The sequence below is a fragment of the Candidatus Jettenia sp. AMX1 genome (assembly GCF_030263775.1).
Lineage (GTDB): Bacteria > Planctomycetota > Brocadiia > Brocadiales > Brocadiaceae > Jettenia > Jettenia caeni.
This window is the reverse complement of the sequence record NZ_SZPP01000021.1, coordinates 59777-77167: the sequence shown is the minus strand read 5'-3', so window position 1 is coordinate 77167 and position 17391 is coordinate 59777. Positions and strand designations below refer to the sequence as shown.

Here is a 17391-nt window from a genome sequence, read left to right as displayed (position 1 = left end):
CTCTATATATCAGTGTATACACTCAAATTGCTCATCTTCTCCTTATATGTCAATATCTTATGACTTTGCTTCGGCTTTACTTTAGTAAAGTCACGCTAGGGAAATGGCTTTTCGCTTCGTCAAGCTAGCCTTTAATCGTGAAATACGTTACTTCTGATCCGTTCTTAGCGTCATCAGCATTTGAATAATGGTGTCAATTCTCTGATTGAGTGCTCCTATCTCAGTTCTTAACTGCCCTATTTCGTTTCTTACACTTCCAATCTCGTTATCTATTTTCTGGACAAGATATCGGAAATCATCTTCTTGCTTCCTTTTAACTTCATCAATCTTCTGGATAAGTTCTGTAGTTCTTTCGTCTACTACCTGGTAGACTAACTCAAGCGTTACCTTCTTTAAGGTGTGCTTTATAATCCCCTTCATAATCTCTTTTCCCCCTGTGAAACACAAAAGGCTAACTACAAACGGTCATAGCGTCTGTAGCTAGCCTCTATTGCAGGTGTATAAAAACACCCACTTTATTACCATCTCGCAATGACTATGACTCATTACAAGCATCTTTTCTCTGTATGTTACTATAAAAGTTTCACCATTCAAGGTATTTTATTTCACCTGGTGTGTGTGCAATCTTGGCAATCCTATCATAGTTATACAATATATAGCATGTATGTATGTTTTTAGTACATACTATATTCTATACAACATTTCACTATCTCTACTCTTGTATCTACTATTTTTATCATGATTTTTTCTTCTGTGAGAGGTGTGGATAGGATATGCTGTATGTTTAAGGAAACTCAAAATCCTCCCCCTGCCCCCCTGTCTCTCAATTATAGAATTATTACTCTCTTAAAAATTTCATGTCGTACCTAATCATAGAAATATACCAAGAAAGATAAATACAAACAACAATTAAATTCCATTGAAAGCCCTGTGAATGCTGATAGAATAAAACATCAGCAGAAGACAGCAAAAGAGGTAAAAAGGTCTGGAAATTATGGTACAAAATTTAATACTCGACGATTTATCTGTATACGGCGCTGAATTTACCCTTAGAAATGGCAAGCCGGCTTGTTTACTCATACATGGACTTTGCAGCGGTCCTATTTTGATGAGAGAGCTTGGAGAATACCTGTACAAAGATGGCCATACTGCCAGAGGTATCCTTTTACCCGGCCATTGTATGAATATGGGAGGTCTCTCTTCGGAATCACATTACAACTGGAGCGAGAAAGTTGAGTCCGAGTATCATAAATTAACAGATACATACAAAGAAGTTGTAGTTATCGGATTTTCTTTAGGTGCATTGCTAACTTTACAATTAGCAGCAAAGTATCCGATAAAGAAGATGGTACTTATGGGCATACCGATATTTCTTGTGCGAGAGTACCTACCTATGAGTAGTTTAATTAAACTATGTAAGAATTTTACCCAAAAGGTTAGAACATGGAGAAGAAAGTGCTATATGGAATCGGAAACATATTCCGGCTATCTCTATCATCCGGTGGATACGTATTATTCTCTTCAAGCAGTTGATGACATCTTAACGATTATCGAGACTATTAAACCGAGGCTAAAAGATATAAAATCATCTGCCCTGGTCATTCATTCTCAAAAAGACGGTGTTGCCGCGCCAGCAAGTGCAAGATATGTATTAAAGAATCTCGGCTCTGCCGATAAACAGTTAGTATGGCTTAATCAGAGCCATCATTATATGTTATCTGGTGGTGAAAAGAGCATTATCTTCAATGCTATAAAAAATTTCTTGAGTAAAACTTAGTGATAATTATAGTACTTGGCAAAATCGCTTTAAAATAGGTCTTCGGCGACTTTAGCGACATGTAGTGGGCAAGGCGCGCCTTGCCCCCACTATATAGTTTGTTTGAATTTCCTGTATATAAACATAAGAGGCGAACACAAGGTTCGCCCCTACATGTTGTATGAATATATTAATTCTTTGAATTTAAAAAGAGTTTAAATGTCAATGGCTATTTATTAAGGGATCGAAGTAGATCCAATATCTTAATTGATTTTTTACTTATGCACCTAGTTTCTCAATTTTTGCCCCGCAAACCTTGTATTCCGCCGTCTGGGTAATATTATCATATGCATCTTTTGTCAACTTATTTACAGCAGACTCAACAAAGTGCATAGGCATCCAGATTACACCCTTCTTTACCTTCTCAGAAACCTCGGCACGAGCAGTAATCTCACCACGACGTGTAGCAATTCTAACCGTTTCACCGTCAAAAATTCCCAATTCCTTTGCATCTGCCTGATTTACTTCAACAAAACATTCATTTGTTTTATGAATAATCCCTTCCGACCTTCGTGTCATAGTACCTGCATTGTAATGATACAAAGTACGCCCTGTTGAGAGTAATAATGGAAACTCTTTATCAGGACTCTCGGCGGGTGCACGATAGGGCAATACAAAAAATTTACCAAGACCCCTTGGAAATTTACCTTCATGTAAAAATTTAGTACCGGGATGTTTTGCATCCGGACATGGCCATTGAATGCCATTTTGCTCGATTCTTTCATAACTAATGCCTGCGAGTATGGGTGTAAGGCTTGCAATTTCAGCAAAAATTTCCTTTGGTGAAGGATAATTCATGCTGTATCCCATACGCGTAGACAATTCGGAGGTAATTTGCCAGTCGGGTTTCGTATTCCCTACAGGATTGATGGCCTTCCGGACACGCTGGACACGGCGTTCCGTATTAGTAAAAGTACCATCCTTTTCGGCAAAACTAGTAGCTGGCAGGATAACATCTGCATATTTAGCAGTTTCTGACATAAAAATATCCTGTACAACAAGAAACTCAAGATTTTTTAGCGCTTTGATAGTGGAATCCTGATTAGGTTCACTGATAACCGGGTCTTCTCCGATTACATACAGGGCCTTAAATTGATTCTTACCCATGCGTTCAAACATGGTCGGCGCAGTAGCCCCCGGAGTTCTTGATAATGTAACACCCCATGCCTTCTCAAATTTCTCCATAACCGCATTATCTGTAACGTCCTGATATCCGGTCATTTTATTCGGTATGCACATATCTGTAGCACCCTGCACGTTATTCTGACCACGGATGGGATTAACACCTGTACTGGATTTTCCGACATGTCCTGTCAATAAAGCAAGATTTGCAATAGTTCTCACATTATCGGTACCACAGGTATGTTCAGTAATTCCCAGGGTATAATATATGGCTGATTTTTCTGACTTAGCGTATAATCTGGCAGCTTGACGGATATCTTCTGCCGGAATACCAGTAAATCCCGAGGCCTGTTCAGGTGTAATATCCTTCACAAATGCTTTTAACTCTTCAAAACCTTCTGTCCGAGTGCTTATGAATTCTTTATTTTCAAGACCTTCGGCAATGATGACATGAGCCATTGCATTCAATAACCAGTTATCTGTACCCGGTCTTACCGGGAGATACAACTTGGCATGCTGAGCAAACCAGATCCTGCGTGGATCAGCTACAATAAAGGTACATCCATTCCTTAGGGCCTTCTTCATCTCCAATCCCACAATCGGATGTGCCTCTGTTGGGTTGCCACCAATTAGAAAAATGAGTTTACAATCCTTGATTTCGCTAATGGAATTGGTCATTGAGCCACTACCGAATGACATCGCCAGACCGGCGACGGAAGGTGCGTGTCAAGTCCGGGCACACTGATCTACGTTGTTTGTACCAATCGTAGCACGCGCAAATTTCATTGCTAGATAATTCTCTTCATTAGTGCACCGCGAAGAACTCATTACTCCTACATAATCTGGTCCATATTTGGCCTTTATTTCACCTAATTTAGAAGCAACGAGGTTCAGCGCTTCATCCCATGTTGCTTCTTCAAATTTCCCATTCCTCTTTATAAGCGGCTGCTTCAATCGGTCAGGATGATGGACAAAGTCAAACCCGAATCGCCCTTTTACACATAGGTTGCCGTCATTAGGAATAGACCCCACCTTTGAAGTTACTTTAACAACCTTATTCTCTTTCACATTTAAGTACATCGTACAACCTACACCGCAATAGGCGCAGGTGGTTTTGACCTGCTTAAACTCCCACTCCCGTCCCATTCCTACAGCTTGCTTCTCCACTAATGAACCAACTGGGCAGGTAGACACACACTGACCGCACAACACACAGGTTGTATCACGCCGAGACATTCCAAATGGTAGTCCCGTTTCCGTTTTAAACCCCCGATTCTTGAAATCAATAGCATAATCCTGCTGAACTTCGGCGCAAATGCGGACACAGCGACCACACAGGATACATTTGCTCGTATCCTGCTGAATGACAGGATTACTATCCTCTACAACACCGCCGTCTGGTTCCTCAAAAAATTTGCTTTCTCTCACACCATACTCATAAGCGAGATCTTGTAATTTGCAGGCGCCACATTTCCCACACGTCATACAATCCTTAGGATGATCCGAAAGAATTAACTCCAAAACCATTTGTCGTGTTTTTAATACCTTCTCAGAATCAGTTCGAATAACCATACCATTGGTAACTTCAGTATTGCAGGAAGTAATAAGAGCATTCGACTTACTTCTTTCTATCTCCACCATACAAACACGGCATGCCGCAAAGGGCTCCAGACGAGGATCGTGGCAAAGGGTTGGAATATGAATACCGACAGAACTGGCTGCTTGTAAAATTGTTTTGCCTTTGTCCACTTCTATCGTATTACCATCAATATTTAATTTAATCTTTGGAACCATTACCATAAATATCTTTCTCCTTAATTTAACTTATCATAATTCCTGCATAACCTACAACTTGATTATAATCACCGGTAATATCACCACTGGTTTCATAACGCACTAATTCTGCATTTTTAGCCCCTCTATCCTTAGAACATACGAGCATGGCAATTGTAGGATAGATACCGCACATAGTAATATGCTTACTGTATACTTCATAGTATAAGTTACTTTCGTTAAGAGACAATATCTCATGAATAGCAATCTTGTCTTTTCTATTGGCGGATGTTTGTGATTCGTAATGCGTCATATCGGAAGAAGCTACAACAAGGGCATCAGGACGTAATTTCTGTAATACCCGTGATAAGTTCTTACCAATATCTTTAAGATTTATTATGTCCCCGGAAGATATAACAATCACAACGATTTTAACAGAAGGATTAAAGTATTGAATAAAAGGTATCTGCACCTCGGCAGCATGCTCACTAAAATGGGCCTCCTTGTCTTTCTTAATAAGATCGGAGGCTTGCACTAATTCTTCCACCACTTCCTCATCTACCTTGACATTTCCAAGTGGTGTATTCCATGATCCATCAGGCCAAACGGAATATGGTACACCATAACCTGTATGGTTTGGCGCTAATATAACTACCGTATTTGGTATTTCAATTCTTGAATAAAGATTTCCTGCAACGCGTCCTGAGTATATATATCCAGCATGTGGAGAAATAATACCTAAAACAGGTTGCTTCTCACAACCCTTAATTGAAAAATCTTCAATATCTCTCTTTAACTGAATCGCATCTCCGCTATAAAAACTTCCTGCCACTGCTGGTTCTCTTATCATAACCCTTCCCGATTTCATCCTAAACATTGGGCTATAAGCTATTCATAAAAGTACTTATAGTTTATCATGGTAAAGTTACCCAGTCAAACTTCTTTTAGAGACTATCTGAAAAGTACCAGAATTAGGTTAAACGCCGAACCATAAGATGGATCATACATAACAAGATAAATCATAAAAATAATGTGCTACTTGCATTCCAATATGGTATATGCTAAACTTCAGTTTTTATGTATAGTTTTAAGGATTATTAACCGAGACAGTGTTTATAGTAAGGAGCAATGATTTGGCGAAGGCTTTAGCATTATTATCAGGAGGCTTAGATAGTACCCTTGCAATCCGTGTCATTCAGAAACAAGGGATAGAGGTAATCGCCCTGAATTTTGTGACTGTATTTTGTCGTTGTACATCTCATGGTAGCTGCAAGCTTGAGGCAGTGAAGGTTTCAGAAAAGTTTGGAATACCAATTAAGGTTATCAATACTACCGAACGATTTCTGGAATTAGTAAAAAAACCCAAATACGGATATGGGAAGAATATGAACCCCTGCATAGATTGCCGGATTAATATCTTTCGCATTGCGGGAGAATATATGCGAGAGATCGGCGCTGATTTCATTATTACGGGTGAAGTACTAGGGCAAAGACCGATGTCACAACGAAAAGACGCCATGAGGCTTATCGATAAAGAGGCAAACCTTACGGGCCTTGTCTTAAGGCCTTTGTGTGCCAAGCACATGGAACCTACCATACCTGAAAAATTAGGCATTGTGGATAGGGGACAGTTGCTCCAAATTCGGGGCCGTTCGAGAAAAGATCAAATACAGCTTGCAGATGTATTTCAAATAAAAGATTATCCCTGTTCGGCAGGTGGATGCCTGCTGACCGACCCGGAATTTGCCCATCGTATAAGAGATTCTATCGATACCTGCGATACCACGGTTAATGATGTTAACTTGTTAAAGGTCGGGAGACACTTTAGGCTTGATTCAAAAACAAAAATCATTGTTGGCAGAAATGATGAAGACAATACGAGAATCGATTCGCTTTCACAGGAATCGGATCTCCTGTTAAATTTAATTGATATGCCCGGTCCTCTTGCCCTCGTACGCGGAGAGATCACCGATGAAAAAATTCAGATAGCAGCACGCCTTACTGCCCGGTATGGAAAATCACAATTCTTATCAGGAGTAAAGGTTTCTGTAAAACAGGCAAAGAAAGACCTCCCTGCAAAGACCCTGGAAATTACTCCGATGAGTCAAGAAGAAGCTGATAAACTTATCATAAAAAAGACACATAACCAGTAATAATATAGTCAAATAAATCTAATTTTAAATACGTATGAAATTTACATATAAAGATTTACTCAAATACTTTGAATACCTTAAAAATTTAGCGCAAACGATTTCCTATACACCCAAAAGATCGTTTATCAAAACTGATAAGCAAATTTCCTTCATACTAGGAATTGTGTTTACCATCTCAGTAGTTGTTCTCCTAAGTTATTGGCTTTTAAAGGAAAAGCCTTACTATAATAAGCTCATTACCGAAAAAGATGAATTAATTAATACTTTGAAATTCATACGTGATAAACAAAAGAAGATTTATGAGAACTCAGTAGCCGCTTACGAAGAGAAACTAACCAATGAGTACATCCTCAAATCAATTTACAACGATAAAGTCAATGATTACGAGAATAAACTAAACTCTTACAAGAACAACTATATTTCCCGAGAAGAACATAAAAACCTGATAAAAGAGCTGGAACAGCAGATGAAAGAAGAACCTTCAGTAAAAGGAGGCATATCAACAGAAGAATTTGAAAAGAAAATCACAACCCTGGAACAAAGAGCTTCTATTCTTGAAGATAAAAACTTTAATCTTAAAACCACTCTTGAAAAATCTCTAGTATTTATCAAAGAAGAAAAAGAGATATTGGAAGATATGCTCTTGCTAGAAAGAAAGAAGGCTTTTATTCCATCACTCATCCTTCCAGAAACTAAAAATAACTCTTTAACAGCCGATGTATTAAAGAGATTAATTACCCTTAGAGATAAGTTAAAAAATATTGAAGAAATGAATCTTGAACTTAAACCCGATACGTATTTTGAGATGGGTCTCGTTTCTTATTATAACAAACAATATGAAGAAGCAATTGAAGAATGGGAAAATGCTATATCCTTAAACAGGAATAATCTCAAGGCATATATCTGTCTCGGGATTGCATATAATGAGAAGGGCATGTCGGATAATGCGATTATGATTTTAAAACATGCCGTTGAAGTTAATCCAAAATATGCAACCCTACACCTTGCGCTTGCACGTATCTACGAACAGAAAGGCGCCTTAGATAATGCTATTTATGAATATTCTAAAGTACTGGAGGTCGATCCGACTACTATTGATATTCATAACATCATTGGAACTCTTTATGAGAAAAAAGGATTGAAAGAAGAGGCAAAAAAATCTTTTGCCCAATATGAGAGATTAAAGAAAGCGAGTAAGTAAATGACAGAATTCCGTATAGCGCAATTGCTCGCTATTCATATTCTACCAATATAAAAATAAACTTCTCCTCGCCCATTGCAAGGAGAAGTTTATTGTGTTTGCTGCTAAGCTAAGAATACCTTCGTTATTTAAGATTATATCTATGCTTTACCCAATGTCTTTTTACCAGGCTTCCATTCAACCGGGCAAAGCTCTCCTGTTTGTAATGCTCTTAAGACCCTGAGTATTTCTTCAACACTTCTTCCAATACCTAAATCGTGAATTAATTGATACCTTAGTTTCCCCTCCGGATCAATAATAAAAGTACCCCGCAAGGCAATACCTTTATCTTCAAGAAGGACACCATACTTCCGGGAAATATCTTTTGTAATATCACTCAGTAATGGATAACTAAGGTTTCCTAGGTCTTTCAACCATGCCTTGTGAGAATATACACTGTCAACGCTTACCCCTAGAACTTGTGCATTAAGTGCTTTAAACTCACTATCACGTTTTGAGAATTCAGTAATTTCTGTAGGACATATAAAGGTAAAATCTAGTGGATAAAAGAAAAGAACAACCCACTTCCCTTTATATTCATCCAAACCTACATCACAAAACTTATCTCCGATAACACCTTGCAAGGTAAATTCAGGCGCATTTTGCCCAATTCTTACACTCATTATTATGCCTCCTTTCAATAATTTAATATGTAATTATTGTTAATTAATTATAGTTACACATTATAATCATAAGATATCTATAGTCAAGTAATTTCCTCTATTTTTTTATTACAAAAAAAGTTAATGCCATTACTTGAAAGACAAGGGCAAGCAACAGATACGCATGGACATCCCCATTGCGATTAAGGTAAGCAAAAATGAGAGAACCGAAGACAAAACACTGAATAACGGCTGCCAGAATATTTAGCCACGAAACAGGCTCATACGTTAAGACTCTATTAATATTTTTTAATTCATTTAATAGAGACTCCATGATAAAATCTTTTTCCTCATATCCCTTCTCTCTTCTTGTTTTCATAGCAAAACACTCTTTACAAAGCAATTTCCCACTTTCCTGATACTCGATATGTCCTGAATCGATGTCATTTTTGGATAAGCTTCTTTTACAATTAGCGCATAATTTAATTTCTAGCATACGTATTGGAATTCTCTGATTTGATTCATCCGCACAAAATACTGGCGCTATACTGCTCCAAGCATAATGCATAATCTTTCATTTAAGACCGTACCGACCTAACTTTCTATAAAGAGTACGTTCACCAATTCCCAGCAATTTCGATGCTTCTTCTCTATTTCCACCTACTGAGGCTAAGGTATTTTTAATAAGCTCTCTTTCGGCTTCTTCTACGGTCATGCCTGCTACAAAATTAAGCGAAGTAGCCTCTTTATCGCTACGCTGTAATATATGATCCGGGATGGTTTCTATATCTAACACGTCTCTCGTGCTTACAACAACCATGCTTTCAATACAATTTTTTAGTTCCCGTATATTTCCAGGCCACGAATATTTATAGAGAATTTTTCTTGCATCAGGAGAAATGCACAAGATCTTTTTATCGTGTATCTGAGAAAATTCACGGAGAAACGCATCGATAAGGAGTGGAATATCCTCAACCCTCTCTCTGAGAGGCGGTAATTTGATAGAGACAACATTCAATCTAAAGTAAAGATCTTCTCTGAATTTTCCCTCTTTAATAAGTTTTTCAAGATCCTGATTTGTAGCCGCAATCAAACGAACATCCACCTCAAGAGATTCGTTGCTGCCAATGCGGGTAATTATACCATCTTCAATTACCCGCAACAGTTTGACCTGTGTGGAGAGAGGCATATCACCAACCTCATCTAAAAATAATGTGCCGCGATGCGCATGCTCGAATTTTCCCTTCCGCTGATACAAGGCTCCCGTAAAAGCACCTTTCTCATGTCCAAAGAGTTCGCTCTCAAGGAGATTTTCCGGAATAGCCGCAGAATTTAAGATAACAAGTAAATTATTTTTCCTTGGACTATTGTTATGAATGGTTTTTGCAATAAGCTCTTTACCGGTACCGCTTTCACCAGTTATTAATACGGTAGCTGTTGTTCCGGAAATTTGCTTAACGGTATTTAACACCTTTTGCATTTTTGAACTATTGCCAATAATACCTGATAATCCAAACTTTTCATCAAGTTGTTTGTGAAGTTCTGTATTACTCCTTACAAGCCCTTGTTTTTCAATGAGCTTGGCAACTTCTGCACGCAAATGATTAATATTGATGGGCTTCAAAAGATATGTAGCCGCCCCTTTCTGCATAGCATCTACAGCGGTTTCAACTGTTCCATAACCGGTAATCAGAATAACTTCAGCTTCCGGTAATTTCTCTTTTGTTGCCTTGAGTATTTGCAGGCCATCAATATCGTGCATAATTAAATCCGTAATTACAATATCCACATACCCGGCTTCTATAATTTTTAATCCTTCTCCGCCACTTGTAGCAATACGGCATTTATATCCCACTTTCTGGAGCGCTTCGGCCGTAGCATTTGCATGCTCTTCTTTATCATCAATAACAAGGATATTGATATGATTTATCATCACTTAATAACTCTAAGGTATTGGTAATCGTATAGAGAAATTGGTTCCTTTACCCTCTTCACTTTGAACTGAGATAGTTCCTCCATGCTCTTCGATAATACGCTTTGTTGTTGAAAGTCCAAGTCCGGTACCTGTTTTTTTCGTAGAAAAATAAACTTGGAATATTTTATCAAGAATACCTTTGGAAATACCTGAGCCTGTATCTGTTATATCTATTTGTATATATTTTTTACCTTTGGATGTACCAATCATAAGGTTTCCACCATTTTCCATCGCCTGTTCTGCATTAATGATAACATTTAAAATCGCCTGTTTTATAAGATTATTATCTATACGACATTTGGGAAGATATGCATCGTAGCTTTTTAGCAGTAATATTTTTTTCTGTTTTAGCCCCGGTGTAACAAAATCAATAACCTCATCCAAAACTTCATTAATATCGTGGCTCTCCAGTTCTAGTTTTTGTCCTTTTGCAAATCTGAGAAAATCATTTAATATTTCCTCTAAGCGTTGTATCTCTTTTTGTAAGATTTGTATCTTTAGGTATGCCCTTTCACTCTTTTCTCCTATAATACTTTGTATATCTTCCTTCATAAGTTGCAAGTTAATATTGAGCGTACTTAAGGGGTTTTTAATCTCATGGGCAAGTCCTCCCGCTAACGTGCCAACAAAAGCCAATCTTTCTGAATCCGTTGCCCTTTTCTCGAATTCTCTGGTTTTATCAATAACCCTTTGTATATAAAGAAGAGCGACTGGAATAAGAATAATAAAAGATACTGCTGCACCAATTAAGTATTGAATCACATTTTCTCAATCAAAAGAATGAGCCAGGAAAAAAATTTGTTTGCTTTCTTCCTGGCTCAGGTATGTTCTTTTTATATATTATTTTTAGGAAGCGATACGAGTTACTTTTTGGGCTTGTAAACCTTTTGCCCCTTCGACAATATCAAACTCTACTTTTTCGCCATCTTCCAATGTTTTAAATCCGTCACCGGTAATATTTGAATAGTGAACGAAAACATCTCCACCACCCTCTTGTTCAATAAAACCAAAACCCTTTTTCGCATCAAACCATTTAACTTTACCTATTGCCATTATATTGCTCTCCTAATTGAATAAATACATCTTAAAACAGTTAAAACATCGCATCCACTTCTCTTTATCCTTTACGCTCTTATATCCTCCTAATAAGATCAAAAGATATTTAATAATGGGTAAAATTAAATCTTTATTCACCTGCATAGTCGACTTAATTCTACTGAAACATTCCTTAACTAGGAAAATCTTACACGTTTGAGGGTTCCGGTTGACCTTTTTCTTTGAGGGCAGCCTTTCTGCTCAATTTAACTCTCTTCTGATCATCTATTCCAATTACTTTTATCATAATCTCCTGGCCTACCTGCACAACATCTTCGACTTTCTCTACATAACTATCAGATAACTCAGAAATATGCACAAGTCCATCATGCCCTGGGATAATTTCCACAAAAGCTCCATACTCTTTTAACGAAAGAACCTTTCCCGTATAAACTTTACCAACCTGGACTTCTTCCGTCATACGTTCAATCCATGTCTTGGCTTTTTGTGCTGATTCAGTAAGGGCTGCGGAAATAATAACGGTACCGTCATCTTCGATCTCTATTTTTGCACTGGTTTCCTCTTGTATCTTTTTAATATTTTTACCTCCAGGACCAATCACCATACCAATTTTTTCAGGATTAATTTTGATATGAACGAGTTTCGGTGCATATACTGAGATATCTGCCCTTGGTTTTTCAATAACCTTTATAAGCTCCTTAATTATAAAAAGTCGCCCTTCTTTTGCCTGTGCTAAAGCGCTTTGCATAACTTCTTGGGTAATTCCAGAGATTTTTATATCCATTTGCAGTGCAGTAACACCTTTTTCCGTCCCTGCAACTTTAAAGTCCATATCACCCAAATGGTCTTCCGTCCCTAAAATATCAGATAGGATACGAACATCATCCCCCTCTTTAACCAAACCCATAGCAATACCAGCAACCGGTGCAATTATAGGAATACCGGCATCCATCATAGAAAGGGTCCCTCCACATACAGTAGCCATTGAGGATGAACCATTAGACTCTGTGATATCAGAAACTACCCGAACGGTATAGGGAAACTTATTTGGCGGGGGCAGCACCGCCTCTAAAGCACGTTCAGCTAATGCTCCATGCCCGATTTCACGCCTGCCTGGCCCACGTAATGGTTTTACCTCACCTACACAGAAAGGAGGGAAATTATAATCCAACATAAATTTTTTCGAATATTCATCCTCGAGCGTGTCTACTTTTTGTTCATCCGTAGGCGTACCGAGAGTGGTTACAACAAGAGCCTGGGTCTCGCCTCTGGTAAATAAAGCAGAACCATGGGTTCTTGGTAATATCCCTATTTCACAAGTAATAGGACGAATATCTTTTACTCCTCGTCCATCAGGCCTCTTGTTTTCTCTTATGATTTGATCACGAACTACAACTGTTTCTATTCTCTCAAAAATTGCCTTAATTTCTCTTTTTGTAGGAGCGTCTTCTCTATCGGTACAATACTCATGTATAATTTGATTTAATATCTCGTTTAAAGCAAGCTTTCGCTCCTGTTTTCCTGGTGTTTGATTCTTTTCTAATATTCTGGTGTAATACTTCCCTTTAATTTCTTCTAAAAGAGCCATATTTATTTTTAAAGGCGGGATGGGTTGTTTTTCTTTTCTACACTTGCTTAATAATTCTTTTTGAAGCTGCACAATTTCTTTAATAAATGTATGCCCAAACATGATAGCATCCACCATCTGTTCCTCAGGAACCTCCTTACTGGATGATTCAACCATCGTAACAGCCTCCTCTGTTCCTGAGACTACGAGGTCAATACTGCTCATTAGCAGCTCAGAATGGGTGGGATTAATAACAAACTCTCCATCCACTAGACCCACTCTTACGGATCCTGTAGGTCCGTGAAATGGAATGCTTGAAATAGATAAAGCTGCAGACGCACCTATCATAGCAAAAATGTCTGGATCGTTTTCTTTATCTGCAGAAAGAACCATGGACATAATCTGTACTTCATTGAGGTATGTTTCTGGGAAGAGCGGCCTGATGGGTCGATCTATTAACCGCATGGTTAATACTTCCTTGTTGGTAGGTTTTCCCTCTCTCTTAAAAAAACCACCTGGAAATTTTCCAGCTGCATATGTCTTTTCTCTATAATCAACAATAAGAGGAAAAAAGTCGGCGTCTTCATTCTCTCCTGCCGCGACAACTGTAGTTAAGACTATCGTGTCTCCATATCGAATTAATGCAGCACCGTCTGCTTGCTTTGCAATTTTACCTGTTTCTATACTAAGTATTCTTTTGCCGATCAATCGTTCTACTTTACAATACGGCATTTTTCACCTCCAGCTTTATTTTACTTTATTTTGCCTTTGACCAGCAAAAGAAATGAATATTTTAATTTTTTATACATTTTAGATAAGTCTATAGGGTCTCCTAAAAATTGATTTATTTACGAATGCCGAGCCTACCGATGAGTCTTTTGTATCTTTCGTTATCTCTGTTTGATAAATATTTAAGTAATGCTGACCTACGCCCAACCATTTTTAACAAACCCCTCCGAGAGGTATGGTCTTTTTTGTGTTCCTTCAGGTGATCACTTAAATGATTAATTCGCTCTGTTAACAATGCTACCTGCACCTCAGGAGAACCGGTATCATTTTCATGAGTCTTGAGGTCTGTAATGAGCCTCTGTTTTACTTCTTTACTTATCATTTATACTAATTCCTTAAAAAATAAAATTCTTCAAAGACCTATTAATATTCACTTGATAAATCTATTAACACATTTTTTTTATTACTATAGCAAAGATTAACTATTCTTTGCAACAAAAATCTATAGTTTTTCGGATACAAGTTTCAACAATAGTTCCGCATCATTCTTGTTCGGGGAAAGAAATGTCATACAAAGGATATTTCTTTTTAATAAACAAGAAGAGTACTTTGATGTATCTTCAAAAGTATGCAGTATTCCCGATGTAAATTCCCTTTCACTCCAAACTTGCCATAATTTTATCACATCATCAAAGGCCATTCTTGCCGTATCATCATCTGAATATTGTATGATCATAAGTTTCAAAGCTCCTTCATGTATGCTCGATTTATATTCTGCAAGAGCGGCATCAGTTTTTTCGCTTAAATGAAATATATTCTCCTCGATAAAATTATCGGAAATATAGAGATTATCAAGGATGATCTTTTTATGAAAAAACTTCAGACTTTCGCTGATAAGATATTGCTGAGGAAAATAATCAAGTATCGTTGGCAACGATACCTTTTTATATGGCATTGTATTGATAACGGATCTACCCAAATAAGTAACCTCTTCAGGTAAAACATTTCCTTCCCTTGGTTCGATTCTTATAAAGTATATGTCGTTCCAAAGATAGAGATAATTATCAAATAATGCACTTCCATTACCTATCTGTATATCTCTGCCAGCACGGTCTTTACTAAAGGCCCCAAAAGCATCTTCTGGACTGCCAAACTCCCAAATATCAATAAGGATCTTTTTATTTGCCTCACCTATATATTCTGCTTGAGAAACTCTTAGAAAAGAATACGATAAATAAGGCTCTGCACCTCCATCAATATATTCGTAGAGTTTCTCTTTTCCCTCATAAGTAACAGGAACAGAAACCCTTTTCCATTCTCCAATAGTTTCCGTAAGAAAATTATTTGCAGAAGAACTTTTTAGGTGATGTATTATTTTTGTCTGAGGTTGTATCCCTTCTACAACTATGGCTGGAATTCCTAATACGGGACAAACTTTCTCACAAAAGCCACAACCAATACAAATATCCTCCCGTACAAAAGGCCTGCGAATTTCCCGATGTTGCGCATCTACGTAGGTATTAAAATGAATAGCCTTTGTAGGCACAGGACACACCTCCTCGCATACACCACAATTGAAATCCTGCCACTCTTTCTCCAATTCAGGAAGCCGGACATATCCTACCCATGGAATACATCGGTTATGATCTATTCGCGCCTTACCTAAAACAATCTCACGTTTTTCTTCCAGGGACAAGCGCTTAATCGCGCCCGATGGACAGACACGGGTACACAGTACACAACCATAGTCGCAATAGCCAATTCTGGGAATAAGCCTCGGTGTCCACAAACTCTCAATACCAGCCTCTAAGACAGCAGGATGTAACCCGTTGGTCTTGCAAACCTTCATACACTCACCACAGCGTATGCAAAGGGCAAGAAATTCTTTTTCATCTACAGCACCTGGCGGACGAATAAGAGAAATATTTCCCTTATTGGTATTTTTTATGTAATTCAATTTTATCAGAGGAGCAACCGCTGCACTGGTTAAACCCGTTAGAAGAAATACCCTCTTCGAGAGGTCTACGGTAGACCTGTGCTCTATGGATTGTTTCCTTCTAAAAGTAACGCTATTCTCCGGACACACCTTTTGACATGTCATACACAGTATACACTCACCTTCCTTAGTACTCTTCCCATCGCTTCCTATAGCACCCATACCACAGTTTTCAACGCAGAGACCGCAGCTTGTGCATGAGGATGAAACAGTCCTTTTGAATAATGACCAATCTGAAACGAGTGCAAAGATAGCACCCATAGGACATATATTTCTGCACCAGAATCGCCTAAACACCATACCAAAAGTGATGAGCAAAACAAATATAAAGAAAAGAATTCCGTGCGCTCTAAAGAAAGGGGCATGATAAGCAAAAAGAATGTTCTGGAAGAATTTATGAATTAGGGCAAAAAAATGTCCGATAAAGGGAATGTCACCAAAGTAACTAAAAAAATAATCAATAATCTGAATACTGTAGGGATGAATACTTACTGTATATACGTTAGTTGCGATGGAAAGTGGGTCAAACCAACCAATACACTGATAACTAAACAGAAGGCTTATCAAAAGAAAGGCAAGAAGATAATACTTTATCTTACGGCCATCGTAGATATTTTTCTGGGATTTCTTTCTAAAGCTACTAAAAAGATAGTCCGTAATATCTATTGTCGTCCCGAGTGGACAAATCCATGCACAAAAGAAACGGCCAAACGGGACACTGAAAAACAACACAATGATAGCAGGCCAATACTTCAAGATAAATGTTTTTGCTGCCATCATCGACCCCAGAGCAGAAAGAGGGCTCATACGGAGGAATATATTCACCGAAAAATCTTTTTCCGTAAGGGGATCTAAGAAAAGAAGGAGATAAATAAAAGCAGAAAAGGTGAGATATTGTACAACCTTACGTATATAATAAGGCTTATCAGCTTTGGTGTATTTGTCCTGCATAGTATAAGAAAGTTATAAAATATATCTTAAATAATTTTTCTCATTAATTATAGTAATAATTTATGATTTTTCCATAACGATTCAATACATAAGGATCTTCCATCTAAAATCTTTCTTTGAACAGAAACAGCACGTAGTAGTGATAGACTTCCTAAATAATATGCAAATATCACAAGGAGATCAAAGAAGTGTATCATGTCACAGAAATGTAACATGATACAGAAGTGTAACATGTCACAGTCTCATATTTCAGTATATTGATACTTCATATCCCGTTTTTTTTCTGTAACTAAACTTATTGAATCTAAACATTAATAAAATAATTCTTTAAAACATTTTCCTTTGCATAATAGCTTGCACTGTAGCTTTTCTTCATTATTTTCATACCTCAGCTATCTATTATCCAATTAG

The 17391-nt window shown here is 37.7% G+C and carries 14 protein-coding genes; 3 read left to right on the top strand and 11 right to left on the bottom strand.

Annotated features, from left to right (window positions below; translation table 11 throughout):
* Window positions 1-147 precede the first annotated feature (147 nt).
* A complete protein-coding gene (locus FBQ94_RS08155; protein WP_007221643.1) occupies window positions 148-420 on the bottom strand; it encodes a hypothetical protein in 273 nt (90 codons plus the stop codon).
* 574 nt (window positions 421-994) lie between these two features.
* Here FBQ94_RS08155 and FBQ94_RS08150 point away from each other — a divergent pair.
* Window positions 995-1777, top strand: a complete 783-nt coding sequence (locus tag FBQ94_RS08150) for an alpha/beta hydrolase (protein WP_007221642.1) — start codon at window positions 995-997, stop codon at window positions 1775-1777.
* 258 nt (window positions 1778-2035) lie between these two features.
* Here FBQ94_RS08150 and fdhF read toward each other — a convergent pair whose 3' ends face one another.
* Both fdhF and amrB read right to left on the bottom strand, forming a co-directional pair.
* Entirely contained in the window at window positions 2036-4732 is a 2697-nt protein-coding gene (fdhF, locus tag FBQ94_RS08145) for a formate dehydrogenase subunit alpha (protein ID WP_083849289.1), read from the bottom strand.
* A gap of 25 nt (window positions 4733-4757) precedes the next feature.
* A complete protein-coding gene (gene amrB, locus FBQ94_RS08140) occupies window positions 4758-5561 on the bottom strand; it encodes an AmmeMemoRadiSam system protein B (protein WP_007221639.1) in 804 nt (267 codons plus the stop codon).
* Window positions 5562-5844: 283 nt separating this feature from the next.
* On the opposite strand from amrB, the gene FBQ94_RS08135 reads away from it, so the two are divergent.
* Window positions 5845-6864 (top strand): hypothetical protein, encoded by a 1020-nt coding sequence (locus FBQ94_RS08135; RefSeq protein ID WP_007221638.1) that lies wholly within the window; start codon window positions 5845-5847, stop codon window positions 6862-6864.
* A 34-nt stretch (window positions 6865-6898) separates the two neighbouring features.
* A complete protein-coding gene (locus tag FBQ94_RS08130) occupies window positions 6899-8065 on the top strand; it encodes a tetratricopeptide repeat protein (protein WP_007221637.1) in 1167 nt (388 codons plus the stop codon).
* A gap of 140 nt (window positions 8066-8205) precedes the next feature.
* Here the strand turns inward: FBQ94_RS08130 and FBQ94_RS08125 are convergent, their stop codons facing one another.
* The 8 genes from FBQ94_RS08125 to FBQ94_RS08090 form a co-directional block, all read right to left on the bottom strand.
* Window positions 8206-8727 carry a peroxiredoxin gene (locus FBQ94_RS08125; protein ID WP_007221636.1) on the bottom strand — a complete coding sequence of 174 codons (522 nt, stop codon included), beginning with the start codon at window positions 8725-8727 and terminating at the stop codon, window positions 8206-8208.
* 97 nt (window positions 8728-8824) lie between these two features.
* Entirely contained in the window at window positions 8825-9202 is a 378-nt protein-coding gene (locus FBQ94_RS08120; protein ID WP_285442085.1) for a hypothetical protein, read from the bottom strand.
* Between the two features lie 78 nt (window positions 9203-9280).
* Window positions 9281-10639, bottom strand: a complete 1359-nt coding sequence (locus FBQ94_RS08115; protein WP_007221634.1) for a sigma-54-dependent transcriptional regulator — start codon at window positions 10637-10639, stop codon at window positions 9281-9283.
* Window positions 10640-10651: 12 nt separating this feature from the next.
* Window positions 10652-11443, bottom strand: coding sequence for a two-component system sensor histidine kinase NtrB (locus FBQ94_RS08110; protein ID WP_285442084.1), 792 nt, complete (start codon window positions 11441-11443; stop codon window positions 10652-10654).
* A gap of 84 nt (window positions 11444-11527) precedes the next feature.
* Window positions 11528-11734, bottom strand: coding sequence for a cold shock domain-containing protein (locus FBQ94_RS08105; RefSeq protein ID WP_007221632.1), 207 nt, complete (start codon window positions 11732-11734; stop codon window positions 11528-11530).
* Window positions 11735-11924: 190 nt separating this feature from the next.
* Entirely contained in the window at window positions 11925-14036 is a 2112-nt protein-coding gene (gene pnp / locus FBQ94_RS08100) for a polyribonucleotide nucleotidyltransferase (RefSeq protein WP_007221631.1), read from the bottom strand.
* Between the two features lie 112 nt (window positions 14037-14148).
* A complete protein-coding gene (gene rpsO, locus FBQ94_RS08095) occupies window positions 14149-14415 on the bottom strand; it encodes a 30S ribosomal protein S15 (RefSeq protein WP_007221630.1) in 267 nt (88 codons plus the stop codon).
* A 120-nt stretch (window positions 14416-14535) separates the two neighbouring features.
* Entirely contained in the window at window positions 14536-16806 is a 2271-nt protein-coding gene (locus tag FBQ94_RS08090) for a DUF6599 family protein (RefSeq protein ID WP_285442083.1), read from the bottom strand.
* Window positions 16807-17391: the final 585 nt, after the last annotated feature.